The 22,938-nt window shown below is 65.9% G+C and carries 21 protein-coding genes; 13 read left to right on the plus strand and 8 right to left on the minus strand.

Going from position 1 to position 22,938, the window contains the following annotated elements:
- Positions 1-319: 319 nt before the first annotated feature.
- The 7 genes from AB4099_RS15655 (at position 320) to phoB (ending at position 6,820) form a co-directional block, all read left to right on the plus strand.
- The gene (locus AB4099_RS15655) at positions 320-1,381 is read left to right on the plus strand and encodes an ATP-binding protein (protein WP_113517036.1); all 1,062 of its coding nucleotides are present in this window, start codon (positions 320-322) and stop codon (positions 1,379-1,381) included.
- Between the two features lie 100 nt (positions 1,382-1,481).
- Positions 1,482-2,507, plus strand: a complete 1,026-nt coding sequence (pstS, locus tag AB4099_RS15660) for a phosphate ABC transporter substrate-binding protein PstS (protein WP_113517037.1) — start codon at positions 1,482-1,484, stop codon at positions 2,505-2,507.
- A 95-nt stretch (positions 2,508-2,602) separates the two neighbouring features.
- Complete coding sequence (gene pstC / locus AB4099_RS15665) at positions 2,603-3,574, plus strand: phosphate ABC transporter permease subunit PstC (protein ID WP_069878068.1); 972 nt, start codon at positions 2,603-2,605, stop codon at positions 3,572-3,574.
- Positions 3,575-3,587: 13 nt separating this feature from the next.
- On the plus strand, positions 3,588-4,475 hold the full coding sequence (gene pstA, locus AB4099_RS15670) for a phosphate ABC transporter permease PstA (protein ID WP_113517038.1): 888 nt from the start codon (positions 3,588-3,590) through the stop codon (positions 4,473-4,475).
- 44 nt (positions 4,476-4,519) lie between these two features.
- Positions 4,520-5,320 (plus strand): phosphate ABC transporter ATP-binding protein PstB, encoded by an 801-nt coding sequence (gene pstB, locus AB4099_RS15675; RefSeq protein ID WP_069878064.1) that lies wholly within the window; start codon positions 4,520-4,522, stop codon positions 5,318-5,320.
- A gap of 48 nt (positions 5,321-5,368) precedes the next feature.
- The gene (phoU, locus tag AB4099_RS15680) at positions 5,369-6,088 is read left to right on the plus strand and encodes a phosphate signaling complex protein PhoU (RefSeq protein WP_069878062.1); all 720 of its coding nucleotides are present in this window, start codon (positions 5,369-5,371) and stop codon (positions 6,086-6,088) included.
- A 33-nt stretch (positions 6,089-6,121) separates the two neighbouring features.
- On the plus strand, positions 6,122-6,820 hold the full coding sequence (gene phoB, locus AB4099_RS15685) for a phosphate regulon transcriptional regulator PhoB (RefSeq protein WP_043235687.1): 699 nt from the start codon (positions 6,122-6,124) through the stop codon (positions 6,818-6,820).
- 104 nt (positions 6,821-6,924) lie between these two features.
- Here phoB and AB4099_RS15690 read toward each other — a convergent pair whose 3' ends face one another.
- Positions 6,925-7,245: a YnfA family protein gene (locus AB4099_RS15690; RefSeq protein WP_441478720.1), complete on the minus strand. Its 321-nt coding sequence runs from the start codon at positions 7,243-7,245 to the stop codon at positions 6,925-6,927.
- 73 nt (positions 7,246-7,318) lie between these two features.
- Between AB4099_RS15690 and AB4099_RS15695 the strand changes: the two genes are divergently transcribed.
- Positions 7,319-8,536: a TIGR03862 family flavoprotein gene (locus tag AB4099_RS15695; RefSeq protein ID WP_441478721.1), complete on the plus strand. Its 1,218-nt coding sequence runs from the start codon at positions 7,319-7,321 to the stop codon at positions 8,534-8,536.
- Between the two features lie 9 nt (positions 8,537-8,545).
- On the opposite strand, the gene greA is transcribed toward AB4099_RS15695, so the two are convergent.
- Positions 8,546-9,013 carry a transcription elongation factor GreA gene (gene greA, locus AB4099_RS15700; RefSeq protein WP_441478722.1) on the minus strand — a complete coding sequence of 156 codons (468 nt, stop codon included), beginning with the start codon at positions 9,011-9,013 and terminating at the stop codon, positions 8,546-8,548.
- A 578-nt stretch (positions 9,014-9,591) separates the two neighbouring features.
- Between greA and AB4099_RS15705 the strand changes: the two genes are divergently transcribed.
- From AB4099_RS15705 to AB4099_RS15720, 4 genes are all read left to right on the plus strand, one after another.
- Positions 9,592-10,008, plus strand: coding sequence for a DUF1801 domain-containing protein (locus AB4099_RS15705; protein ID WP_441478723.1), 417 nt, complete (start codon positions 9,592-9,594; stop codon positions 10,006-10,008).
- A gap of 183 nt (positions 10,009-10,191) precedes the next feature.
- Complete coding sequence (uvrB, locus tag AB4099_RS15710; RefSeq protein ID WP_441478724.1) at positions 10,192-12,849, plus strand: excinuclease ABC subunit UvrB; 2,658 nt, start codon at positions 10,192-10,194, stop codon at positions 12,847-12,849.
- A 353-nt stretch (positions 12,850-13,202) separates the two neighbouring features.
- Complete coding sequence (nirK, locus tag AB4099_RS15715; RefSeq protein ID WP_113517043.1) at positions 13,203-14,333, plus strand: copper-containing nitrite reductase; 1,131 nt, start codon at positions 13,203-13,205, stop codon at positions 14,331-14,333.
- Between the two features lie 49 nt (positions 14,334-14,382).
- The gene (locus tag AB4099_RS15720) at positions 14,383-15,264 is read left to right on the plus strand and encodes a formylglycine-generating enzyme family protein (RefSeq protein ID WP_441478725.1); all 882 of its coding nucleotides are present in this window, start codon (positions 14,383-14,385) and stop codon (positions 15,262-15,264) included.
- Between the two features lie 149 nt (positions 15,265-15,413).
- On the opposite strand, the gene AB4099_RS15725 is transcribed toward AB4099_RS15720, so the two are convergent.
- The 5 genes from AB4099_RS15725 to AB4099_RS15745 form a co-directional block, all read right to left on the minus strand.
- A complete protein-coding gene (locus AB4099_RS15725) occupies positions 15,414-16,052 on the minus strand; it encodes a redoxin domain-containing protein (RefSeq protein ID WP_113517044.1) in 639 nt (212 codons plus the stop codon).
- A 22-nt stretch (positions 16,053-16,074) separates the two neighbouring features.
- Positions 16,075-18,249: a protein-disulfide reductase DsbD family protein gene (locus AB4099_RS15730; RefSeq protein ID WP_441478726.1), complete on the minus strand. Its 2,175-nt coding sequence runs from the start codon at positions 18,247-18,249 to the stop codon at positions 16,075-16,077.
- Positions 18,250-18,530: 281 nt separating this feature from the next.
- A complete protein-coding gene (locus AB4099_RS15735; RefSeq protein ID WP_441478727.1) occupies positions 18,531-19,295 on the minus strand; it encodes an ABC transporter ATP-binding protein in 765 nt (254 codons plus the stop codon).
- A complete protein-coding gene (locus AB4099_RS15740) occupies positions 19,283-20,035 on the minus strand; it encodes an ABC transporter permease (protein WP_441478728.1) in 753 nt (250 codons plus the stop codon). The genes AB4099_RS15735 and AB4099_RS15740 overlap by 13 nt, the downstream gene beginning before the upstream one ends.
- Positions 20,036-20,054: 19 nt before the next feature.
- On the minus strand, positions 20,055-21,080 hold the full coding sequence (locus AB4099_RS15745) for an ABC transporter substrate-binding protein (RefSeq protein ID WP_113517962.1): 1,026 nt from the start codon (positions 21,078-21,080) through the stop codon (positions 20,055-20,057).
- Between the two features lie 160 nt (positions 21,081-21,240).
- On the opposite strand from AB4099_RS15745, the gene AB4099_RS15750 reads away from it, so the two are divergent.
- Positions 21,241-21,708, plus strand: coding sequence for an Lrp/AsnC family transcriptional regulator (locus AB4099_RS15750; protein ID WP_043234130.1), 468 nt, complete (start codon positions 21,241-21,243; stop codon positions 21,706-21,708).
- A 9-nt stretch (positions 21,709-21,717) separates the two neighbouring features.
- Here AB4099_RS15750 and AB4099_RS15755 read toward each other — a convergent pair whose 3' ends face one another.
- A complete protein-coding gene (locus AB4099_RS15755; protein ID WP_441478729.1) occupies positions 21,718-22,608 on the minus strand; it encodes a hypothetical protein in 891 nt (296 codons plus the stop codon).
- Positions 22,609-22,938 lie beyond the last annotated feature (330 nt).

Genomic DNA, 22,938 nt, shown 5'->3' on the forward strand with positions numbered 1-22,938 from the left:
TTTCCATGTTCGAGAATGCCTCAATCAAGAGGCAATAATTGGCTGGAGATACATTCCTGATCTGAGCGAGAAGGCCGGTCGCAATCCCGACCGTGGTCAAGACAGCCTCGACCTCCACGGCGCCTAGCGCGTTGCCGATAGTGATCACCCGAGCACATTCTCGCTCCTGCTGAGATCCGGGATGGCATGGCTTTCGCCCGCGCTGTCGCTGCACGCTCTGGGAGGCCTCGCAAGTGCGGGGCATCTCGCCCGGAGCGATTGGCAGAGTGCGTGCCACCCCCTATGAGGGCGCCAGCTTCCTCCTGATAGGCATGTTCACATGGTCGATGTCGTCGATCCCCACGCGCCGGCCACTGCAGCGCTGATCGAGGCGCTGGGGGCCGCCGTGGTGCTGCTCGATGCGCAGGGTGTGGCGCAGGCGCTGAGCCCGGCGATGCGTGCGCTCATTCCAGCGCTCGAACGCGGCCAGTCGCTGACGCTCGTCCTGCGCGACCCCGACCTGATCGACGCGATCGAGCAGGTTTCGCGCCGCGGAGGGCGCCGGGTCATCGAGCTGATCGAGCGCGTGCCGGTCGAGCGCACCTTCCGGATCCACATCGCGGCGCTGACCGGCGGCGTCTGGCGTAATCCCGTGGTGCTGACCTTCGAGGATCTGAGTGAGCTGCGCGTCACAGAACGCATGCGCGTCGATTTCGTGGCGAATGCCAGCCACGAATTGCGCACGCCGCTCGCCTCGCTTCTCGGCTTCGTCGAGACCCTGCAGGGGCCGGCGCGCAACGATACCGGCGCGCGCGACCGTTTCCTCGCCATCATGCGCGAGCAGGGCCTGCGCATGGCGCGGTTGGTCGACGATCTGCTTTCGCTCTCGCGCATCGAGCTGCGCGCCCATCTCGCACCGGACACGCCTGTCGATCTCTCCGCGATTTCGCGCGAGATCGTCGACTCGCTCACCCTGATGGCACGCGGGCGCAAGGTGACGTTGAAGCTCGAGACGCCGCCCCAGCCGGTCCAGGTCGCGGGGGACCGCGACGAGCTGTTGCGGTTGATGGAGAATCTCGTCGAGAACGCCATCAAATATGGCCGCGAGGGCGGCGTGGTTGCGATCAATGTGGTCGAGGGCGTGAGCGAAGCCAGCGTCAGCGTTCGTGACGATGGGCCGGGCATCCCGCCCGAGCATCTGCCCCGCCTCACCGAACGCTTCTATCGGGTCGACACGGCCGCGAGCCGCGAGGCCGGCGGCACGGGCCTCGGTCTCGCCATCGTCAAGCACATCGTGCTACGCCATCGCGGCCGTCTCACCATCGAGAGCGAGTACGGCAAGGGTGCGCTCTTCAAGGCGATCCTGCCGCGCCTCGGCGCGATGATGCGGAGCCCATCCTGACCAATGTGACGGCGAACGTGACGGTCTGTCATCTGTCTGTCATATGGAAGGTGTTCTAGCGGGGCTGCTAAAGACTGCGACCCAGACGAGGACTCCTCTAATGCGCAAAATTCTCATTCTCGCGGCTGCGACGATCGGCCTGGCCGGCGTTGCCCAGGCCGCTGACATCACCGGCGCGGGCGCGACCTTCCCTTTCCCGATCTACTCGAAATGGGCTGAAGCTTATAAGAAGGAGACCAATATCGGTCTCAACTATCAGTCGATCGGCTCGGGCGGCGGTATCCGGCAGATCAAGGCCAAGACGGTTGCGTTCGGTGCGACCGATGCCCCGCTCAAGGGCGAGGACCTGACCAAGGACGGCCTGATCCAGTTCCCGACCGTCATGGGCGGCGTCGTTCCGGCCGTCAACATTGCCGGCGTCGAGCCGGGCAAGCTGAAGCTCACCGGCGCGATCATCGCCGACATCTATCAGGGCACCATCAAGAAGTGGAACGACCCCAAGATCGTCGCCATCAATGCCGGCCTGACCCTGCCTGACGCCAACATCAACCCGGTCTATCGTTCGGACGGCTCGGGCACGACCTTCGTCTTCACCGACTATCTCTCGCGCGTTTCGCCGGACTGGAAGTCGAAGATCGGCACCAACACCGCCGTGCAGTGGCCGGTCGGCATCGGCGGCAAGGGCAATGAGGGCGTCTCGGCCTCCGTCAAGCAGGTCGCGAACTCGATCGGCTATGTCGAATACGCCTATGCCAAGCAGAACAAGCTGGCCCATGCGCTGGTCGAGAATGCCGAAGGCCAGTTCCCGGCTCCGGACGACAAGTCCTTCCAGGCCGCTGCCGCCAATGCGAACTGGAACGAGGCTCCCGGCTTCGGCATCTCGCTGAACAACCAGAAGGGCGCCCAGGCCTGGCCGATCACCTCCGCCACCTTCCTGCTCGTGCATGCCAAGCCGGAGAAGCCGGAAGAGGTGCAGTCCGCGCTGAAATTCGTCGACTGGGCCTACAAGAACGGCGACAAGCTCGCGCTCGATCTCGACTACGTGCCGCTCCCGGCCAACGTCAAGGATCAGGTCCGCGCCGCCTGGAAGGGCGTCACCGACCCGGCCGGCAAGCCGATCTTCTGATCCATGCTATGGCGCGAGGCGGGCAGTTCCCGCCTCGCGTTCGACTTTGTGAGACCCGTTTCCTCGTGCTTCTTATGCGACCGGAGTAACCACGGATGGCTGCCGTGACAGACCAGATGGCCGCGCCCGGTGCGCCTGCCATTCGCCGCACTCCAAAGGGCACCTTCGACATTGTCTTCCGCAATGCCAGCCGGGCCGCTGCGCTCTTCGTGCTGGTGCTGCTCGCAGGCATCATCGCCTCGATGATCATCGGCGGCTGGCCTGCCTTCCGCGAATTCGGCCTTGGTTTCATCACGTCCAGCGTCTGGGATACCCAGAATGAGCAGTATGGCGCCTGGCCCGCCATCGTCGGCACCTTGTCGACCGCGCTGATCGCGCTGGTCCTTGGCGTACCGCTCTCGCTCGGCATCGCCGTCTACCTCACCCAGCTCGCGCCGCCCTGGTTCAAGCGCCCGGTCTCGACGACGATCGAGCTGCTCGCTGCCGTGCCCTCGATCATTTACGGCATGTGGGGTCTCTTCGTCTTCGTGCCGCTCTTCGCGGCCTATGTGCAGATCCCGGTCTCGAACATCGTCGAAGGCATTCCGCTGGTCGGCACCGTGCTCTACTCGCGCTCGCCCTCGGGCCTCGGCATCCTGACGGCCGGCATCATCCTCGCCTTCATGATCATCCCCTTCATTGCCTCGATCACCCGCGACATGCTGGAGCAGATCCCGTCCGTACTGCGTGAGAGCGCCTATGGCATCGGCGCCACGACCTGGGAGGTCGTGCGCCATGTGCTGGTGCCGCAGGCCGGCGTCTCGATCATCGGCGCCATCATGCTCGGTCTTGGCCGCGCGCTTGGCGAGACCATGGCGGTGACCTTCGTCGTCGGCAACGCCAACCGGCTTTCGGCCTCGATCATGGATCCCGGCTCGACCATCGCCTCGCGCATCGCCAACGAATTCAACGAGGCGATGGGCCTGCAGCTCAACGCGCTGATCGCGCTTGGCTGTATCCTCTTCTTCGTCACCTTCGTCGTCCTCGTGATCGCGCGTATCCTTGTCGCGCGCGTCAAGTCCTTCTGAGCGGAGCCTGGCCATGAACAGCGCCGTCACCCCGCCCGCCACGACGCCTCATCAGGTCTGGGGCCGTGTCCGTCCCGCGCGCCGCACCGCCGATCGGGCGATGAAAATCATCGCCACCAGCTTCACCCTTCTCGCCATCTTCGTGCTGTTCTGGATTCTCGGCATGCTGCTCGTGAAGGGGATCGGCGGGCTCTCCGTCGCGACCTTCACCCAGGTCACGCCCGGTCCCGGCAGCGAGGGGGGCGGCCTTGCCAACGCCATTGTCGGCTCGATCGTGCTGACCTTCCTCGGCATCGCCGTGGCGACGCCGGTGGGCGTGCTCGCCGGCACCTATCTTGCCGAATACGGCAAGGGCTCGAAGCTCGCGGATCTGATCCGTTTCATCAACGACATCCTGCTCTCGGCACCGTCGATCCTGATCGGCCTCTTCGTCTACGTCATCCTGGTCGAGCCGTTCCGCGGCTATTCCGGCTGGGCCGGCGGCGTCGCGCTGGGCATCATCGCGATCCCGGTGATCGTGCGCACCACCGAGGACATGCTGCGCCTCGTGCCGAGCTCGTTGCGCGAAGCCGGTGCTGCGCTGGGCGCCCCGCCTTCGGTCGTCATCACCAGCGTGACCTGGCGGGCGGCGAAATCCGGTATGGTCACCGGTATCCTGCTGGCCCTGGCGCGCATCGCCGGCGAAACGGCGCCGCTGATCTTCACTGCGCTGAACAACAATTTCTGGTTCTCGCCCACCCTCGTCGGCGGCGTCTCCAACCTGCCGGTGACGATCTACCAGTTCGCCTCCGCCCCTTATGAGAACTGGCAGCAGCTCGCCTGGGCCGGTTCGCTGATCATCACCGTCTCGATCCTGTGCCTCTCGCTTATCGCCCGCCGTATCGTGCGGGGCGGCAAATGAACGGCCTTAAACCCTCGTCGCGTTCGATCTGAAGGAACAAGTCGATGCTTTCGACGCTGGAACTGAGCCCGCAAGCGCTTGATGCCGAGGCCCCCGTCCGGATCGCGGTCAAGAACCTCGATTTCTACTACGGCGAGCACAAGGCGCTGAAGAACATCAATCTCGACTTCCGGGACCGCCATGTCACCGCCCTGATCGGGCCGTCGGGCTGCGGCAAGTCGACCCTGCTGCGCATCTTCAACCGGATCTATTCACTCTATCCGGAGCAGCGCGCCACCGGCGAGATCCTGCTCGACGGCCGCAACGTCATCAGCAACGATATCGATGTGAACGAGCTGCGCTCGCGCGTCGGCATGGTGTTCCAGAAGCCGACGCCCTTCCCGATGTCGATCTACGACAATGTCGCATTCGGCATCCGCCTCTATGAGAAGCCGCCGAAGTCCGAACTCGACGACCGCGTCGAAGGTGCGCTGCGCCGCTCTGCCCTCTGGGACGAGGTCAAGGACAAGCTGAAGACCTCCGGCATGGGCCTGTCCGGCGGCCAGCAGCAACGCCTCTGTATTGCGCGTACCATCGCCCAGAAGCCGGAAGTGATCCTGTTCGATGAGCCGACCTCGGCGCTTGATCCGATCTCGACCGGCAAGATCGAGGACCTGCTCGAGCAGCTCAAGACCGACTTCACCATCGTCATCGTCACCCACAACATGCAGCAGGCGGCGCGCATCTCGCAGTACACCGCCTTCATGTATCTGGGCGAGGTGATCGAGTTCGACGCCACCAACACCATCTTCATGAACCCGCACAAGAAGCAGACGCAGGATTACGTCACCGGTCGCTTCGGCTGAAACGGTACCAAGCCTTCCAACTGCTTTGCCGACAAAGGACACGCCGCGATGACTGATCACATCGTCCGCTCATATGACGCCGATCTCGAGGGGATCCGCCGCAGCCTTGCCGAGATGGGGGGCATGTCGGAGCGCATGCTCGGCGATTCGACGGTCGCCCTGGTGCGCCGTGATACCGGATTGGCACAGAAGGTCATCAGCGCCGACCAGCGCCTCGACAACCTGCAGCGTGAGGTCGAGGAGAAGGCGGTCCTCACCATCGCCCGGCGCCAGCCGCTCGCCAACGACCTGCGCGAGCTGATCTCCGCCATTCGCATCGCCGCCGATATCGAGCGTGTCGGCGATCTCGCCAAGAATATCGCCAAGCGCGCCGTTGCGATCTCCGGCCAGTTCCAGCCGCCGTCGCGTGCGGTCGTCGGCCTCGAGCATATGAGCCGCCTGGTTCAGGCCCAGCTCAAGGACGTGCTCGATGCCTATGCCGTCAGCAATGAGCAGAAGGCCATGGAGGTCTGGCGCCGAGACGACGAGATCGACGCGCTCTATACCTCGCTCTTCCGCGAGCTGCTCACCTATATGATGGAAGACCCGCGCAACATCACCTTCTGCACGCATCTCCTGTTCTGCGCGAAGAATGTCGAGCGTATCGGCGACCACACCACCAACATCGCCGAGACGATCCACTATCTCGTCACGGGCGAAGCCTTGGACGCAGCCCGTCCGAAGCTCGACACCACCAACATTCTTCTGGACGCCGCCACCGGTGAGTGACCGGCGCCCGACACCTTTGGGACCGAGTGAGACATGCCTGCACGCATCCTGATCGTTGAGGACGAAGAGCCGTTGACCCTGCTGCTGCGCTACAATCTCGAGGCCGAAGGCTTCGAGGTCGATAGCGTAGCGCGTGGCGACGATGCCGAGCTGCATCTGCGCGATCATACGCCGGACCTCGTGCTGCTCGACTGGATGCTACCGGGCCTTTCCGGCATTGAGCTCTGCCGGCGGCTGCGGACCCGTCGCGATACCGAGCGAGTGCCGATCATCATGCTCACGGCCCGCGGCGAGGAGACCGAGCGTGTGCGCGGCCTTGCCACCGGGGCTGACGACTATGTCGTCAAGCCTTTCTCGCTGCCCGAGCTGATCGCGCGCATCCAGGCGCTGCTGCGCCGCGCCAAGCCGGGTCATGTTGCCGGGCTGCTGGCCGCCGGCGATCTTGAACTCGACCGCACCACCCGCCGTGTCCGCCGCTCAGGGAGCGAGTTGCATCTCGGCCCGACCGAGTTCCGCCTGCTCGAGTTCCTGATGCAGGCGCCGGGTCGGGTCTATTCCCGCGCCCAGCTGCTCGACGCGGTCTGGGGTCGCGATGTCTATATCGACGAGCGCACTGTCGACGTCCATGTCGGCCGCCTGCGCAAGGCGATCACCCCCGACAACGCCAAGGATCCGCTGCGGACCGTTCGTGGCGCCGGCTACGCCTTCGACGAGACCTTTGCGCGGAGCTGAGACTTGGATCGTCGGGCCGGATATCGAACCCGGCGCGATGATCTGATCGTCTATGTTTGCATCGGCTTTCCCGAAAGCCGCAATCCACTTTTCGGGCCGATACTCTAGCGCGGCCCTGCGATGATGACCGCCGCGCCGGCGAGGCAGATCAGCCCGCCGGCAATGTCCCAGCGGTCGGGGCGAAAGCCCTCGACGACCCAGAGCCAGGCGAGCGAACTCACGATATAGATGCCGCCATAGGCGGCATAGGCGCGTCCGGCCATTTCGCTCTCCGCCAGCGTCAGCAGCCAGGCGAACAGGGCGAGGCAAACCAGTCCGGGCACGATCCACCAGATCGGCTTGCCGAGCCGGAGCCAGCCCCAGAACGCGAAACAGCCGGCGATTTCGAGAATGGCTGCGCCAAGATAGGCGGCGATGGTCGGCATGGTTCGTCCTATCGATGGCCCGCGCGGCGGGATTACCCTTGACCGCAGGCCGCGCGGACGGCAAGCCGGACCGATGTCCTCACATCACATCGCCATCATCGGAGCAGGGCCGTCCGGGCTGATTGCGGCCGAGCGCCTCGCAGTGGCCGGCCATGCGGTCACGATCTACGATCGCATGCCCTCGCCGGCTCGCAAATTCCTGCTGGCCGGGCGCGGCGGGTTGAACCTCACCCATTCCGAACCGCTCGACAGCTTCCTGGCCCGCTATCGCGATGCCCGAACCTGGCTGGAGCCGGCCATTCGTGCCTTCCCGCCGCAATCCCTGCGCGACTGGGCCGATGCGCTCGGGCAGGACACGTTCGTCGGCAGCAGCGGGCGTGTCTTCCCTCGCGCCATGAAGGCTTCCCCCCTGCTTCGTGCCTGGCTGCGCCGGCTCGATGGTCTCGGCGTCGCCTTCGCGCCTGGGCAGCGCTGGACCGGCTGGAGCGAAGCGGGCGTTCTGACGTTCCGGAGCCGCGATGGCGCCGATTTCGAGGCGAAGCACGACGCGACGCTGCTCGCGCTCGGCGGCGCAAGTTGGCCGCGGCTAGGGTCCGATGGCGCCTGGGCGACTTTGCTGGCAGCGCGCGGCATTGCGATTGCGCCGCTGCGCCCATCCAATGGCGGCTTTACGGTCGATTGGTCGCAGACCATGCGCGAGCGTTTTGCCGGCGTGCCGCTGAAACGGATCGTCCTGAGCTTCGGCGGCCAATCCGTGCCCGGCGAGGCGATGATCGATGCGGCGGGTCTGGAAGGCGGGGCGGTCTATGCACTCTCTGCCCCGATCCGCGAGACGATCCTGCGCGAGGGCAGGGCGGTCATCACCGTCGATCTGCGGCCCGATCACGAGGCGGCGCTGCTGGTCCAGCGGCTCGCGCATCGTCGCAAGGGCGTGACGCTGAGCAATCATCTGCGCAAGGCTGCAGGTCTTGCTCCATCCGCGATTGCGCTGCTGCGCGAAGCGGCGAAGGGGCCACTTCCCCAAGACGCGGAGAGGCTGGCCGCACTGATCAAGGCCGCACCTCTGGTGCTCACCGGTCTCAGACCGATCGAGCGGGCGATCTCCACCGCCGGTGGCGTCGCCGCGGCCGAGGTCGAGGAAGGCTTCATGCTGAAACGCTTGCCCGGTACCTTTGTCGCAGGCGAGATGCTGGATTGGGAGGCGCCGACCGGCGGCTATCTGCTGCAGGCCTGTTTCGCGACCGGAGTCGCAGCTGCAGCAGGGATTCAGGCCTGGCTCGCGGAAAGCTGAACGATCGCCTCAGGCGATTGCGATGATCTCGACCGCCTCAACGCCGATGCTGACGCTCTCGCCAATGCCCTTGCCCATCAGCGCGCTCGCCAACGGCGCGACATAGGGCAGCGTTCCCCGCGCCGGATCGGCCTCGTCCTCGCCGACCAGTCGCCAGTTCTGCTTGCGCCCGTCGGCCCGGCGGATCGTCACTGTCGAGCCGAAGCGGACGATGTCGTGCCTTTCCTGCGCAGGGGCCAGCTTGGCGCTGGCGCGCCGCGCGGTCCAGTAGCGGAACTCGCGCCGCGTCTGAGCGATCTCGGTGCGGTCGCCTCCAGCCAGCGCCGCCGCGTGTTCGTCATGCCAGCGCGCCAGCTGGGCCTCGATCTGTGCGAGCCCTTCAGGCGTCACGAGGTTCGGGTGAGGCGAGACTGGCCGGTCTGGCAGCTCGTCCAGGGTCCCTCTTTCCTCGGCTTCCTTGACGAAGGCGCGAGTCATTCTGGCCTCCTCCTATTGATCTCGGCACATCCGGCGAACCGGACCACAGCTTTCAGTGTTACGTCCTCACGGCTGCATGTGCTGCAGCGCCAACCCGATGCTGGAATCTGAAGCGGCGATCACTTGGAGATGGGGATCAGGCACTGCCGAAGACAAGACCCGGGCAGTCTACACCGACGTGTCCGGCCGCACCATCGAGAGCGGAACCATCGCGCCGCCGCTGCCCCGGGATAGCGAGCACAGTCTCGCTTGAAGGTTGCAGCCATGCCCGAGAAGCTCTGCGCTCGCACCAGACTTTCCATCGCGGCCACTCTGATCGTGTGTCGCGAGACCCGAAGTGGATCGTCCTGGAAACGCGGCAACGGATCGTTGCGAGTGACGGTCTCGATTGACCGACACATATCCTATTGGTTATGAATTCAGACCAATAGCCAGAGAGTTATGCGTCCTGATCCCGTGCCGTCGCAGCGTGCTCTCCCAAACGTTTGCCGGGCCGAAGCGGCCTCTTCGAGAGGCTGTATCGCGATGTCGAGCAGACGGTGGCCTCGTCCAAGAAACAGCAGCATCGAGGGAAGATCATGAGCCAGAGCGAGTCCCAGAACCAAAACTCCCCGTCCCAGATGATAGACGAGCGGATCAGCGAGCTGGGAGACTGGCGGGGCACGATGCTCTCCCTGCTCCGCGCATGGATCAAGCAGGCCGATCCCGAGGTCGTCGAGGAGTGGAAGTGGCGAGGGGTTCCCGTGTGGGCGCACCACGGAATGATCTGCACCGGCGAGACCTATAAGAGCGTCGTCAAGCTGACCTTTGCCAAAGGGGCTTCGCTCGACGACCCATCAGGCCTCTTCAATTCCAGTCTCGACGGCAACACCAGGCGTGCCATCGACGTCCATGAGGGCGAGACGATTGACGAAGGGGCATTGAAGGCTCTCATTCGCGCAGCCGTGACCCTGAATACGTCCCGCGCTCGTGGCAAGACCAAGTCGCGCGGATAAGGCTCGCTCCGTTTCGACATGCGCAGGCGCGCGATAAGGCCGGACGCCCATCGCGCCCGCTCAGGAATCGCTTCAATCCGGGTGCGCACGGCACGGCGTGCTCCTGTCACCTGCTGTCAGCTATGCGCCAGCTGCGACCGCTTAGCCCTCGCGCCCGGACCGGTTTCGCCCCATATTGCGGCCATGCCGAAAAGCTCCGACACGACCGCCAAGGCGAAGCCTGCAAAGAAGCCCGCGTCCGCGCGCACGCCGAACTCGAAGGCCACCAAGCCGGAGTTGATGCCGCTCGAGGGCTATCTCGCCGATCTGCTCAATCCCGCGATCAACCGCGGCAGGGCGGTCCCGGGTGGCGCTTCCGGTTTCAGCGACCAGCCACAGGCCGGCTATGGCGAGCCGCGCCCCGGCGACACCAAGCTGAAGAAGAAGCCGAAGAAGGGCGACGCGGCTTCCGCTTTCGGCGAGGCCGAGGGCGAGACCGCGGCCTCCGTCACCGCGCATTCGCTGCAGCACCTGCTGGAGTCCGGCAGTCCTTTCATCGATCCCGGCAAGCCCTGGACGCCGCATCGCCCGGCTCGACCGGACAAGTCCGAGGGCGGCATCGCCTTCCGCATGCAGTCGGATTTCGAGCCCGCAGGTGACCAGCCGACCGCGATCGCCGATCTCGTCGATGGTGTCGCACGGCAGGAGCGCGACCAGGTCCTGCTCGGCGTCACCGGCTCCGGCAAGACCTTCACGATGGCCAAGGTGATCGAGGAGACGCAGCGCCCGGCACTGATCCTCGCCCCGAACAAGACGCTCGCCGCACAGCTCTACGGCGAGTTCAAGAGCTTCTTCCCCGACAACGCGGTCGAGTATTTCGTCTCCTACTACGATTACTACCAGCCCGAGGCCTACGTCCCGCGATCTGACACGTTCATCGAGAAGGAATCCTCGATCAACGAGCAGATCGACCGCATGCGCCACTCGGCCACGCGCTCTCTGCTGGAGCGCGACGACGTTATCATCGTGGCCAGCGTCTCCTGCATCTACGGTATCGGCTCGGTCGAGACCTATACGGCGATGACCTTCGCCATCAAACTCGGCGAGCGCATCGAGCAGCGCCAACTCATCGCCGACCTCGTCGCCCTGCAATACAAGCGCACGCTCGGCGATTTCGCCCGCGGCACCTTTCGCGTGCGCGGCGACGTCATCGAGCTGTTCCCGGCCCACTATGAGGACCGCGCCTGGCGCATCGGCCTGTTCGGCGATGAGGTCGAGAGCATCTCGGAATTCGATCCGCTCACCGGCCAGAAGACAGCCGACCTCGAATTCGTGAAAGTCTACGGCAATTCGCACTACACCACGCCGCGCCCGACGCTGACCCAGGCCGTCAAGTCGATCAAGGAGGAGCTCAAGGCCCGCCTTGAGGAGCTCAATCGGATGGGGCGCTACCTCGAGGCTCAGCGGCTCGACCAACGCTGCACCTTCGACATCGAGATGATCGAGTCGACCGGCTCCTGCAACGGCATCGAGAACTATTCGCGCTATCTCACCGGCCGCAAGCCGGGCGAGCCGCCGCCGACCCTGTTCGAGTATCTGCCCGACAATGCGCTCGTCTTCACCGATGAGAGCCACGTCACCGTGCCGCAGATCGGGGGCATGTACCGGGGCGACTTCCGCCGCAAGGCGACATTGGCCGAGTACGGCTTCCGCCTGCCGTCCTGCATGGATAACCGGCCGCTGCGCTTCGAGGAATGGGACGCGATGCGCCCGCAATCGGTGCATGTCTCGGCGACGCCCGGCGGCTGGGAGATGGACCGCACTGGCGGCGTCTTCACCGAGCAGGTCATCCGTCCGACCGGGCTGATCGACCCCCCGGTCGAGGTCCGCCCCGCCAAGCACCAGGTTGCCGACCTGCTCGACGAGATCAAGGAGGTCACCGAGAAGGGCTACCGCAGCCTCGTCACAGTGCTGACCAAGCGCATGGCCGAGGACCTGACCGAGTACCTGCACGAGAATGGCGTGCGCGTGCGCTACATGCACTCCGACATCGATACGATCGAGCGCATCGAGATCCTGCGCGATCTCCGCCTCGGCGCTTTCGACGTGCTGGTCGGCATCAATCTGCTACGCGAGGGGCTGGACATTCCGGAATGCGGCTTCGTCGCCATTCTCGACGCCGACAAGGAGGGTTTTTTGCGCTCCGAGACCTCGTTGATCCAGACCATCGGCCGCGCCGCCCGCAATGTCGACGGCAAGGTCATCCTCTATGCCGACCACATCACCGGCTCGATGGAGCGGGCGATGGCCGAGACCAATCGCCGCCGCGAGAAGCAGGAGGCTTATAACCTCGCGAACGGCATCACGCCGCAGACGATCAAGCGCGCCATCGGCGACATCCTCGGCTCGGTCTACGAGCGCGACCATGTCACGGTCGACAAGGGTTTGGTCGATGCGCCGATCGCCGGTCACAACCTCAAGGCTGCGCTGGCGGATCTCGAGAAGCGCATGCGCGAGGCTGCCGCCGATCTCGAATTCGAGACGGCCGCCCGCCTGCGCGACGAGATCAAGCGCCTGCAGGCGACCGAACTCGCCATCTCCGACGATCCGCTCGCCCGCCAGAGCGACGTCGAGGCCTCGGCTGGCAAGTACAAGGGGGAGCGCAGTTACGGGGCATCGGCGAACCTGCCGACGCGGGCGCGCAAGCCCACCGATGAGGATATGGGCCCGCATAACTGGGGCGGCGGCGAAGCCAAACCGGTCTCCCGTCCACGCAAGCCGAGCCTGGACGAGATGGGCCCGGTGCCGGAATCTCGGCCGAAGGGCGCGGGGGAACAGACCAGGCGACGGGGGCGGCGCTAGCCGCAAGCAGCGGAATTCCCCGCGCAGCGCAAGATCGGCGGCGGATATCATGATCGTGCCCACCACACGACCGGGGCGCCTGCCAGGCGGGGCACGCCCACCGGCCGGCGAGCGGTGGTGTCTGTCGCCGACATGAACGCCGAGGCAGGACGAGATGGGCTGGTGGCGGAGGTCGGGGACTCGCAGTAGCTCTGCCTTGGTCCGGCATCTGCCGCACCCTGATCCGGGCGCGCCGGCGCCACGGCCAAAGGGCTGCAAGACCTACAGCACGAATGCTCTTCGACCTTGGTCCGTAGTTCCACGACTGCACCGCCGGTATCCTTTCGAATGAATGGTGCTCGAGGGGGATGGCCATGGGACAGGCATTCGAGATTGCCGATGGTAAGGTCACCATCTCCCGACGGGTCGCCCTCAGGGGCGCCGCACTCCTGGCCGGGGCGCTGCTCGCTCCTGCATCGGCTTGGGCGCTCGATCTGCCGCGGCATAAGGTTGAGCTTGTCGCTCCGCCCTTCGTTCATCCTCACGAGCAGGCGACCAAGCTGGGCCCGAGGATCATGGAATTCAGGCTCTGGGTCGAAGAGAAGACGATTGTCATCGACGAAGAGGGCACCAAGCTGCAGGCCATGACCTTCAACGGGTCGATCCCCGGGCCGCTCCTCGTCGTGCACGAGGGCGACTATGTCGAGGTGACGCTCGCCAACCCCGACACCAACGTGATGACGCATAATATCGACTTCCATGCCGCCGCGGGCGCATCAGGAGGCGCCGACCTGACCTTGATCAACCCCGGGGAGCGGGCCGTGCTGCGCTGGAAGGCCACCCGGACGGGGGTGTTCGCGTATCACTGCATCCCGGGGGCGATGACGCCCTGGCACATCACCTCGGGTATGAGCGGCGCCGTGATGGTGCTGCCGCGGGACGGCCTCAAAGACGGCGCCGGACGGCCACTCCGCTACGATCGCGTCTACTACATCGGCGAGACCGACTACTACGTGCCGCGCGACGAGAAGGGCAAATTCAAGCACTACGACAGCCATGGCGACGCTTACATGGATACGATGGAGGTCATGCGAAAGCTGGTGCCAAGTCACGTCGTGTTCAACGGCGCGGTCGGAGCCCTGACTGGCAGGAACGCGATGCCCGCAAAGGTCGGCGAGAACGTACTGATCGTTCACTCCCAGGCCAGCCGCGACACTCGTCCGCATCTGGTCGGCGGCTTCGGCGACTATGTCTGGGAGACCGGCAAGTTCTCGAATCCTCCCGAAACCAACCTCGAAACCTGGTTCATTCGGGGCGGGTCTGCGGGCGCGGCGCTCACCAAGTTCCTTCAGCCGGGCATTGTCGGCTACGTGAACCACAACATGATCGAGGCCTTCGAGCTTGGCGCGACAGCCCATTTCAGGGTCGAGGGCCCATGGAATGATGACCTGATGACCCAGGTAATGGCACCCGGGCCGATTGTGAGCAGCGCCGCGCATCAGTGATCTGACCATCAGCCCTTTGGGCCGTCGGACGGCCGCCTCGGGAGGCACCATGCTGTCCGCGTTCAAGCTCATGGCCCTGGCCACCGCGGGGCTCGCACCCATCGCGATCTCGGCCCTCGCGCCGAGATATGGCACGGGCTCGGCGGCACCAAGTGTGCAGCTTCCGGAGCTCGTGGAACTCCGGACTGGGGCGATCCATTTCCGTGCCAACGGCGAGTTCCTACGGGATGGGAAGCCGATCACCGCGCCGATCGTGGCGGTCACGGTCGACAGGCCGCTGGCCGTGATGAAAAATCAGGTCTCGGTGGCCGACTATCAGCTCTGCGTCAAAGCCGGAGCATGTCCGGCGACGGGTCCAGGCGAGACCGCCTCCGACCGTCCTGTTGTCGGGGTGAGCTGGCGGGACACTCAGACCTATGTATCCTGGCTGTCACGCGAGACGGGGACGAGATTCCGGCTGCCGACCGACGAAGAATGGGCCTACGCGGCCGCGAGCCGATTCCACGACGACGCCCTTCCGGAGGAGCTCTATCGCAGCGACCCGGGCCAGCGGGCACTTGCGATCTATGACAGGGACGCGAGTCGCGTGATGGCGGCCGACAAGGCACCACAGCCGATTGGAAGTTTCGGCGCGAACGAGAATGGACTTCTCGATCTGGCCGGCAATGTCTGGGAATGGACCGATACCTGCTTTCAGCGCATCACCCTGGATACTGCGGGGGCAAGGACGGCCGCCGTGGCCAATTGCGGAGTTCGTGTCGTTGAGGGCCTTCATCGCGCCTATATGGCCGATTTCGTGCGCGATGCGCGTGCTGGGGGCTGCGCATCGGGCACGCCGCCGAGCAATTTGGGCTTCCGGCTCGTACGAGACGACGTGTCCTGGCCCGGGTTGCGCTTTGTCTTGAGATTGGTCCAGCCGGGCTCAAGCTAGGCCACGTTCAGCGTATCAGAAGCGTCCCTGACCTCCCGCCGGACCAGTGACCCCCTTGTTGATGAGGTAGGTCACAAACGGTGCCGCGCTGACGCCGGCACAGATGGCTTCGGGGCGCCGCGACAGCGCGGGCGCGGCGCTTGCAGGCGTCAGCTCAGCGGTGCGAGCTTGATCGAACAGCCATAGGCCTTGGTCGCGGCCTCGGAGACCGGCTTGCCGGCCTTCATTTCGGCGACTGCCTGGCGCACATAGCTCTTGGCGCCGTTCAGGCTGGCGGCGCTGGCCGAGGGCCTGTCGTCAATCGCGCCCGCATAGACCAGCATGCCCTTGCCATCGATGATGTACATATGCGGCGTGGTCTGCGCGCGATAGGCGCGGCCCATGGTGCCCTTGGGGTCGAGCAACAGGTCGCTGGGGGCAGCGTTGCGCGAGGCGGTCAACTCCTTGGCCTGGGCGGCCGTGACATAGCCTTGCTCGCCTGGAGGCGAGGAGACGACGCTCAGCCAGACGATGCCCTCCTTCGTCATGTCGCGCTGCAGGCTCTGCATGGTGCCGCTGTTGTAGTGTTTGCGGACATAGGGGCAGTCGTGATTGGTCCACTCTAGGATCACGGTCTTGCCCGCGAATTCCGGGAGCGACCTGGTCCGGCCCTCGACGTCGATCGCAGAGAAGGCGGGAGCCGGGGCGCCGACCCGCGGGCCGTTCTGCGCCTGCGCCGAGCCCGCTGCGAGGGTGAGGCCCGCAAGGACCAAGCCTGCGATGAAACTCTGACGTGTCACAGCTGTCATGTCTGCCTCCCTCTTCCCAGGATCAGGGCCGGTTCTCTGCGGTCCTCGCCTCTTTGCCGGCGGCACGGCCGGCAGCCTCGACCAGCATGTCGGTCGTCAGGAGTTGCGGCAGGATCTCGGGCGGTGCGCCCTTCGTGCCGGGATAGAACAGATAGAGCGGCACGCCGGCCCGGCCGTGCTCGGCGAGTGCGGCCGCTATGGTGGCGTTGCGGTTGGTCCAGTCGGCCTTGAGATAGGCGACGTTCAGCTTGGCAAAGGTGTCCTTGACCTCCTGCCGGACCAGCGCGACCCGCTCATTGGCGAGGCAGGTGATGCACCAGGCCGCGGTGAAGTTGACGAAGACGGGACGCCCTTCCGCCTGCAGCGCGGCGACGCGCTCGGGAGACCAGGGCTCGATGTCGCCGGCCCGTGCTGCGTCCGTCGCGCTTGGAACGGCGCTCTGCAGCACGAAGGCCCCGGCGCTCACGGCGACGAGCAGGGCGAGAGCCGACAGGGCGATCCGGGTCCGCCCGCCGGCACTGCGGCCGAGGCCGAGCAGCCAGACGAGGAAGCCGGCGGCGAGGATCGCCGCCAGAGCGGCAAGCACGCCACCGGGCCCGGCCTGGACGGAGGCGACCCAGACCAGCCAGGTGGCGGTCGCAAACATCGGGAAGGCAAAGGCCTGCTTGAGGATCACCATCCAGCGGCCGGGCTTTGGCAGCAGACGCAGCCAACCGGGAGCGAAGGACAGGATGACCACCGGCGCGGCAAAACCGAGCGCCAGCGCCAGGAAGACCGCAAGCGCGATCTGCGGCGGCTGCGTCACGGCATATCCCATCGCCGCGCCCATGAAGGGGGCGGTACAGGGCGTCGCGACGATGACGGCGAGCGCCCCGGTCATGAAGGCGCCCAAGCGCCCGCCGCTGGAGGCAAGCCCGTGCCCGGCGCCCTGGACGGAGCCGCCGATTTCGAATGCGCCGAGCAGGTTGAGGCCGATCAGCACCATGATGACTGCAAGCGCGATCACCACCGGCGGCGATTGCAGCTGGAAACCCCAGCCGATGCTGGTGCCAAGCGCTGCCAGCGCGATCACCGCACCGGCAAGGACGATGAAGCTGGTAAGGACGCCGCAGAGGAAGAGCAGGCCCTGCTCGCGCACCTCGGCGCGGCTCGCCTGCGCGGCCTGCGCGAAGCCGAGCGCCTTGATGAACAGTACCGGCAGCACGCAGGGCATCAGGTTGAGGATCAGGCCGCCGGCGAACGCGAAGGCCAGTGCCGCCCAGAGCGTCAGGTTGCCTTCGGGCGCCGCGGAGGCGCGCACCACGGCCGGGGCAGCTTGCGGCGTGGCTGCCGCAGGGGTGGAATTGACCAGCGCAGGCTCGACATCGGCCATCAGGCTGAGCGCGCGTGGCACGCCGGCCTCGCGATAGGTGATGACCCCGCTGAGTTCGGTCTCGCCGACCTTGAACGAGCTGGAACGGGCAAGCTGCAAGGTTGTGCCAGCGGCAGAGTTCGTCGCGGTCTGCGGGGCGGCGTGCTCTATCAAGGTCTCGAGCAGCGGGAAGTAGCGCAGCTCCTCGACGGGCTGCGCGAGGCCCGGCAGCGCGAGGGCGAGCGCATCGCCGTCCTGGGTCAGCTTCGCCCGGAAATCGGCAGGTTGCGGCAGCGCGGCGCGGGCCGCGTCGATCCGCGACTGTGCCGCCTCATCGGCGACCGGGGCCGGGCCGACCTTGAGGTCGAGCGTGAAGGAGCCTTCCTCGGGAATGCAGATCTTCTCGCAGACCAGCCAGGTCGCGTTCGCCTTGAGGGTCAGGCGCTCGCCCGGCTGTGCGCCTTCGGGAACGGTGATCTCCACCGGCAGCAACACGGCATCGCTGAAGCCGAAATTGACGAGCGGCTCGACCGGGAGCGCCTTCGGCGCCGGCCACTGGATCGCACCGGCGCTGAAGCCTGCGGGCAAAGTCCATTCGATTCGCGTCGGCTCGCCGGAATCGCCGGGATTGGCCCAGTATGTGTGCCAGCCCTTGGCGATCTTCTGGCTGAGCGCGACCTGGAAGCGCTCGCCGGGTGCAACGACGTCGCGGCTGGAGAGCAGGGTCGCGGTGACGCGGGGGCTGGTGACCGCAGCCGATTCAGCGGCAAGGGCGGCGCCGGGCAGGAGCAGTGCGAGGATGAGAAGGCCCCGCCGCAGCAAGCCGTTTGTAATGCGCTCGACCATGTTTTCCGTCATCTAATCCGTAAAAGCCTCAGCTCACCTGCCCCAGATTGGAGCCGCATGCCAATGACAAGCCGGTGATAGCGCGTGAGCAGGGCCTTCTTCGGGCATCAGGTGCAAGGATGCCCCGCGCCATGATGTCGCCCCGCGCACGGGAGCTTCATCATTCCGTCCGAGCCGCGCGGCGCCGCCGTTCCGGACGCCAGCATCGCTCCCGGCGCCCCTGAGAGCGTCCGAGGCTGCGCTGCGCGTCGGCTGGAATCACGACGTGGTGTGACCGGCGATCAGATCGCTGCGCCATCCGCGACGATATCGGCGCCAAGTCCGCGGCGCACGGCACGCACGATCTCGGTCTCGGCGGCGGCCCCGCGGCGGCGCGGGCGCGGAGCGGTGATCCGATGCTCGGCGATGATCTGGCCGGGTGCGCCCGAGAGCACGACGACGCGGTCGGCGAGATAGGCAGCCTCGTCGATGTCATGCGTGACGAAGAGCACGGTCTTGCCGGTGCTTTGCCAGACGCGGATCAACTCGTCCTGCAGGGTTTCGCGCGTGAGTGCGTCCAGCGCCGAGAAGGGCTCGTCCATCAGCAGGATTTCCGGCTCGACCGCGAGCGCGCGCGCCAGCGAGACGCGCTGGCGCTGGCCGCCCGAGAGCTGGTGCGGCCAGCGCTGTGCGAGCTGACCGAGCCCGACGAGATCGAGCATCTCCTGAGCCCGCTTGAGCCGCGCAGGGCGCGAGGCCCGCCCCTCGAGCCCAAAGCCGACATTGGAGATCACCTTGCGCCAGGGCAGCAGGCGCGAATCCTGGAAGACTAGCGCGACCGGCCGGCGCGTCCGGTCCCGGGCATGGAAGATGACCTCGCCGCCGCTCGGCCTCGCGAGCCCGGCGATGACACGCAGCAGCGTCGACTTGCCGACGCCGGATGGGCCGACAATGGCGAGGAATTCGCCGCGCGCGACCTGCAGGTCAAGCTTGTGCAGCACCTCGGTCGCTTCCCCGTCGCGGGTGAAGGTCAGCGACAGGGCCTTGATGTCGATCACGCTTTCCATCGCAGCACCCATCCCTGGAAAGCGACGAAGGCGGTGTCGAGCAGGCCGTAAAGCGCAGCCATGGTCAGCATGTAGATCACCACGATGTCGGTCGCGAGCAGACTGGAGGCCTGCATCATGCGCTGCCCGACGCCGGCGACGCCGAAGATCTCGGCGGCGACCACCGCCATCCAGGCCTGGCCGAGCGCGGTGCGGACGCCGACCAGAATGCCGGGCATTGCGGCCGGCAGCAGGATCTTGCTCAGACGCTGCCAAGCCGATCGGAAACCAAACGCGTCCGCAACCTCGATCAGGTCACGGTCGACGCCGCGGATCGCGCCCTGCGCCGCAAAGAAGACGATCCAGAACACGCCGATGGCGATGATGAAGACCGCCGCCGATGGATTGACCCCGAACCAGATGATGGCGAAGGGCACCCAGGCGAGGCCGGGAATCGGCCGGAGCACGCGCACGACCCAGGCCGTGGCCTCTTCCGCAGTGCGCGACATGCCGACGAGCACGCCGGTGGCGATGCCGAGGCCGGCGCCGACGATGAGGCCGGTGAAGTAATGGCCGAGCGAGCCGCCGATCGCCGACAGCCACGCACCCGAGGTCACCTCGCGCCAGAATGCCTTCGGCAAGGCAGACGGGCCAGGCAGGAAGGCCGGGTTCACCAGGCCAAAATAGGGGATCGCCTCCCAGAGCAGCAGGAAGGCGAGGAGGCCTGCAAAGGCGAGGGCCGGAGCCCTGAGCGAGGTCAAGATCAGCCGCCGGATTCTGTCAAAGGGTTTTGATGGCGCGCTCGTAATACTGAGTCTCGAACAGGCCGTCGAAAGGCAGCTCCTTCTCGAGCGAGCCGAGTTTGACCTGATAGGCCTGCATGGCACGCGATGGCTCGATGATGACGCGCGGATCGATCTGGAACTTGCTGGCGGGCGAGGTCAGCGCCTGTCGGATCAGGGCCGGGTCGACGATGCCCTTGCCAAGCGCAGCGCCGACATGCGGGGCAGCTTTGTCGGGATCCTTGGCGATCAGGGCGGCGGCACGCACGAGGCTCGTCACCAGCTTCTGCACGGCGTCGGGATTCTTGGTGATGAAATCGCCTGATGCCGCGACCACCGTCCCGGGCTGGCCCGGGAACAGCTCCTCGCCGCCGGCAATCAGCTTGATGCCGGGATTGCGGGTCTGGATGATCGACAGCGCCGGCTCGCGCACGATCGCGCCCTCGACGGCTGCCGCGAGCACGGCCTGTTGGGTCGCGTCGATGCCCATCGGCACGACCTCGACATCGGCCTTGTCGGCCTTGGCGACCTCCCAGAGCCAATATTGCAGGGTGGTGTTGGGCACCGAGCCGGCCGGCTGGGTCGCAAGCCGGGCCGCCTTTCCGGTGGCGGCCTTATGTGCCTTGAAGGCCGCAGCCGGTGCGGTGCCGGGCGTAAAATACCTGGCGAGCGCGGGAGCTGCCACGAAGACGTTTTCGGCGATCGCAGTTGCGGCCACGACGCGAATGTCGACGCCGCGCGAGCGGGCGACGGCAAGCGGTGCGATGCCCGCGACATAGAGGTCGATCGTGCCCGAGGCCAGTGCCTGGATCATGTTCGGACCGGATTCGAAAACCGTGAAGGCGGCATTGATGCCGGCCTCCTTGAGCCAGCCTTCGCCATTGGCAACGAAGACAGGCGCCGTGCCGATGACCGGGATGTAGCCGACACGGGCTGCCACGCCGCTCTGGGCCCATGCAGCGCCGGCAAGGGGAGTGCTCGCGAGAAGCGAAGATCCGGCGAGCAGAAACTGGCGGCGATCCATCGATCCATCCTTCATCAAAAGCGGCCCGGCGAGAACGCCGGTTGACAGATTGAGAAAAGGATTTTCTATCTGAATGCAAGATGCGGGCATCGAAAAGATGAATTTTCTCTCGATGGCCAATTCAATAGGAAATTAATTCTCCAATTGATGGGCTGAGAGAATGGATGCGATCGACCGAAAAATCCTGACTGTCCTGCAAGCCGATGCGAACATCTCGATCGCCGAGCTGGCCGATCGCGTCGGCCTCTCGCAGACGCCCTGCTGGAAGCGGATTCAGCGGCTGGAGGCGACGGGGGTCATCACCAAGCGTGTCGCGCTGGTGGCGCCGGAGAAGATCGGGCTCGGGCTCACCGTCTTCGTCCAGATCGAGACCGCCGACCATTCCGGCCCCTGGCTGGAGAAATTCGCACAGATGGTCGCGTCGATGCCGGAGGTCATGGAGTTCTACCGAATGGCCGGCGATGTCGATTACATGCTGCGCGTGGTGGTCGCCGACATGGCGGCCTATGACGGGTTCTACAAACGGCTGATCGAGACGATTCCGCTGAAGAACGTCACCTCCCGCTTCGCGATGGAACGGATCAAGGCGACCACGGCCTACAAGGTTCCGGACCTGCCGAAAGTGTAAGGACCAGGCCTACTGGGTTGGAACGACAACAGGCGGTGCAACCGGGCGGGGTACGGTTGGTCGCGCCGGCTTGGGTCGCTCGGGCTTGGGTTCGGGCAGGCCGAGGCGGGCGCGGATCGCGGCAGCCTTGGCCTCTGTGATGCGCGCGGCACAGAAGCCGAGCGTGCCCTCGCGCTGAAAATCACGGCAGATCAGCTCGCGCTCGGACGTGAACCCTGCCTGTTCCCGTGCGATGCTGCGCTGCGTACTGAGATCGCCCTTGGCGGCGAGGGCGCGAAAGCCCTCTCGCACGGCGCGCTCCGCCCTGCCGCGCTCGGATTCGGTCTCCTTGGCACGGGCCGAGAGAGTGCGTGCATCGGGCCCCCAGAGGCCTCGCGGATCGATCCGGCAGGCGGCTGCCTCGATCACGCAGGGGTGCTCCGGCTCGACCACCAGAAAGGCGCCTTCCAGGACATCGAACACGATCGGGCAGGCCGAGGCCTCCAGCTTGTAGCGTGGCACGCCGGTCGGCTTACCGAGCGATGTCACCGGCAGGGGCGCGTCGCCGAAGGAAATGGCACAGGGCTCCGTCAGGTTGCCGGGCTGGAAGCCGGCCGCGTTGAGCTTGAGGCCAAAGCCGCTCGGTGTCTTCTCGAAGACCGCTTCGCCGGCGCCGCCATTCTGCCGGAGCACGCGGCCGATGATCCCGTCCTCGGTCGGCAGCTTGATGGCCGGCATCGACGGGGTGTGCGGCTTGGCCGGTCCGCTCGTGCCGGGGGGCGCCGCCTGATGTGCGCCCGGCGGATTGAAGGGTTGCGCGCCCGGCAATTGCATCGGCTGAGCCTGGGCAAGCCCACCTGAACCGGCTGCAGCCAGAATCGCGAAGATCTTGAGGGCTATGCGGCCGGGTCTGGTCAGCATCGGGTGCCGTGAAATGGTAAACGCAATCTTCTGCATGAATTGGCGGGCGAATGCGTGCAAGAGCATTGGCGCAACACTGCTTGGCAATGATGCGGCCGCGACCGCTCCCCGCGTGACGCGCGCGGTTGCCGATTCTTAATCCGGCTCCGTGTCTTGCAAGGGCGGGAACACCCTCACTATATACGCCGCCAAGAGGCGGTTTGACGACCGCGAAACGTGGAATGCCGGTTCCGTTTGCCGCGTAAGGCGGGGGCGGGCCGGTCCATGGGCCGGCAGGCGGTGCGAAATGCGTCGCCGGTCGGCGATCTGCTAATCGAAAGGGATCCCGTC

Origin of the sequence: Allobosea sp. 2KB_26 (assembly GCF_052115715.1) — a bacterium.
Taxonomy (GTDB): Bacteria; Pseudomonadota; Alphaproteobacteria; order Rhizobiales; family Beijerinckiaceae; genus Allobosea.

Coding starts and splice junctions, on each gene's coding strand:
- AB4099_RS15655 (WP_113517036.1), top strand. CDS start 320: ATGGTCGATGTCGTCGATCCCCACGCGCCGGCCACTGCAGCGCTGATC.
- pstS (WP_113517037.1), top strand. CDS start 1,482: ATGCGCAAAATTCTCATTCTCGCGGCTGCGACGATCGGCCTGGCCGGC.
- pstC (WP_069878068.1), top strand. CDS start 2,603: ATGGCTGCCGTGACAGACCAGATGGCCGCGCCCGGTGCGCCTGCCATT.
- pstA (WP_113517038.1), top strand. CDS start 3,588: ATGAACAGCGCCGTCACCCCGCCCGCCACGACGCCTCATCAGGTCTGG.
- pstB (WP_069878064.1), top strand. CDS start 4,520: ATGCTTTCGACGCTGGAACTGAGCCCGCAAGCGCTTGATGCCGAGGCC.
- phoU (WP_069878062.1), top strand. CDS start 5,369: ATGACTGATCACATCGTCCGCTCATATGACGCCGATCTCGAGGGGATC.
- phoB (WP_043235687.1), top strand. CDS start 6,122: ATGCCTGCACGCATCCTGATCGTTGAGGACGAAGAGCCGTTGACCCTG.
- AB4099_RS15690 (WP_441478720.1), bottom strand. CDS start 7,245: ATGCCGACCATCGCCGCCTATCTTGGCGCAGCCATTCTCGAAATCGCC.
- AB4099_RS15695 (WP_441478721.1), top strand. CDS start 7,319: ATGTCCTCACATCACATCGCCATCATCGGAGCAGGGCCGTCCGGGCTG.
- greA (WP_441478722.1), bottom strand. CDS start 9,013: ATGACTCGCGCCTTCGTCAAGGAAGCCGAGGAAAGAGGGACCCTGGAC.
- AB4099_RS15705 (WP_441478723.1), top strand. CDS start 9,592: ATGAGCCAGAGCGAGTCCCAGAACCAAAACTCCCCGTCCCAGATGATA.
- uvrB (WP_441478724.1), top strand. CDS start 10,192: ATGCCGAAAAGCTCCGACACGACCGCCAAGGCGAAGCCTGCAAAGAAG.
- nirK (WP_113517043.1), top strand. CDS start 13,203: ATGGGACAGGCATTCGAGATTGCCGATGGTAAGGTCACCATCTCCCGA.
- AB4099_RS15720 (WP_441478725.1), top strand. CDS start 14,383: ATGCTGTCCGCGTTCAAGCTCATGGCCCTGGCCACCGCGGGGCTCGCA.
- AB4099_RS15725 (WP_113517044.1), bottom strand. CDS start 16,052: ATGACAGCTGTGACACGTCAGAGTTTCATCGCAGGCTTGGTCCTTGCG.
- AB4099_RS15730 (WP_441478726.1), bottom strand. CDS start 18,249: ATGGTCGAGCGCATTACAAACGGCTTGCTGCGGCGGGGCCTTCTCATC.
- AB4099_RS15735 (WP_441478727.1), bottom strand. CDS start 19,295: ATGGAAAGCGTGATCGACATCAAGGCCCTGTCGCTGACCTTCACCCGC.
- AB4099_RS15745 (WP_113517962.1), bottom strand. CDS start 21,080: ATGGATCGCCGCCAGTTTCTGCTCGCCGGATCTTCGCTTCTCGCGAGC.
- AB4099_RS15750 (WP_043234130.1), top strand. CDS start 21,241: ATGGATGCGATCGACCGAAAAATCCTGACTGTCCTGCAAGCCGATGCG.
- AB4099_RS15755 (WP_441478729.1), bottom strand. CDS start 22,608: ATGCTGACCAGACCCGGCCGCATAGCCCTCAAGATCTTCGCGATTCTG.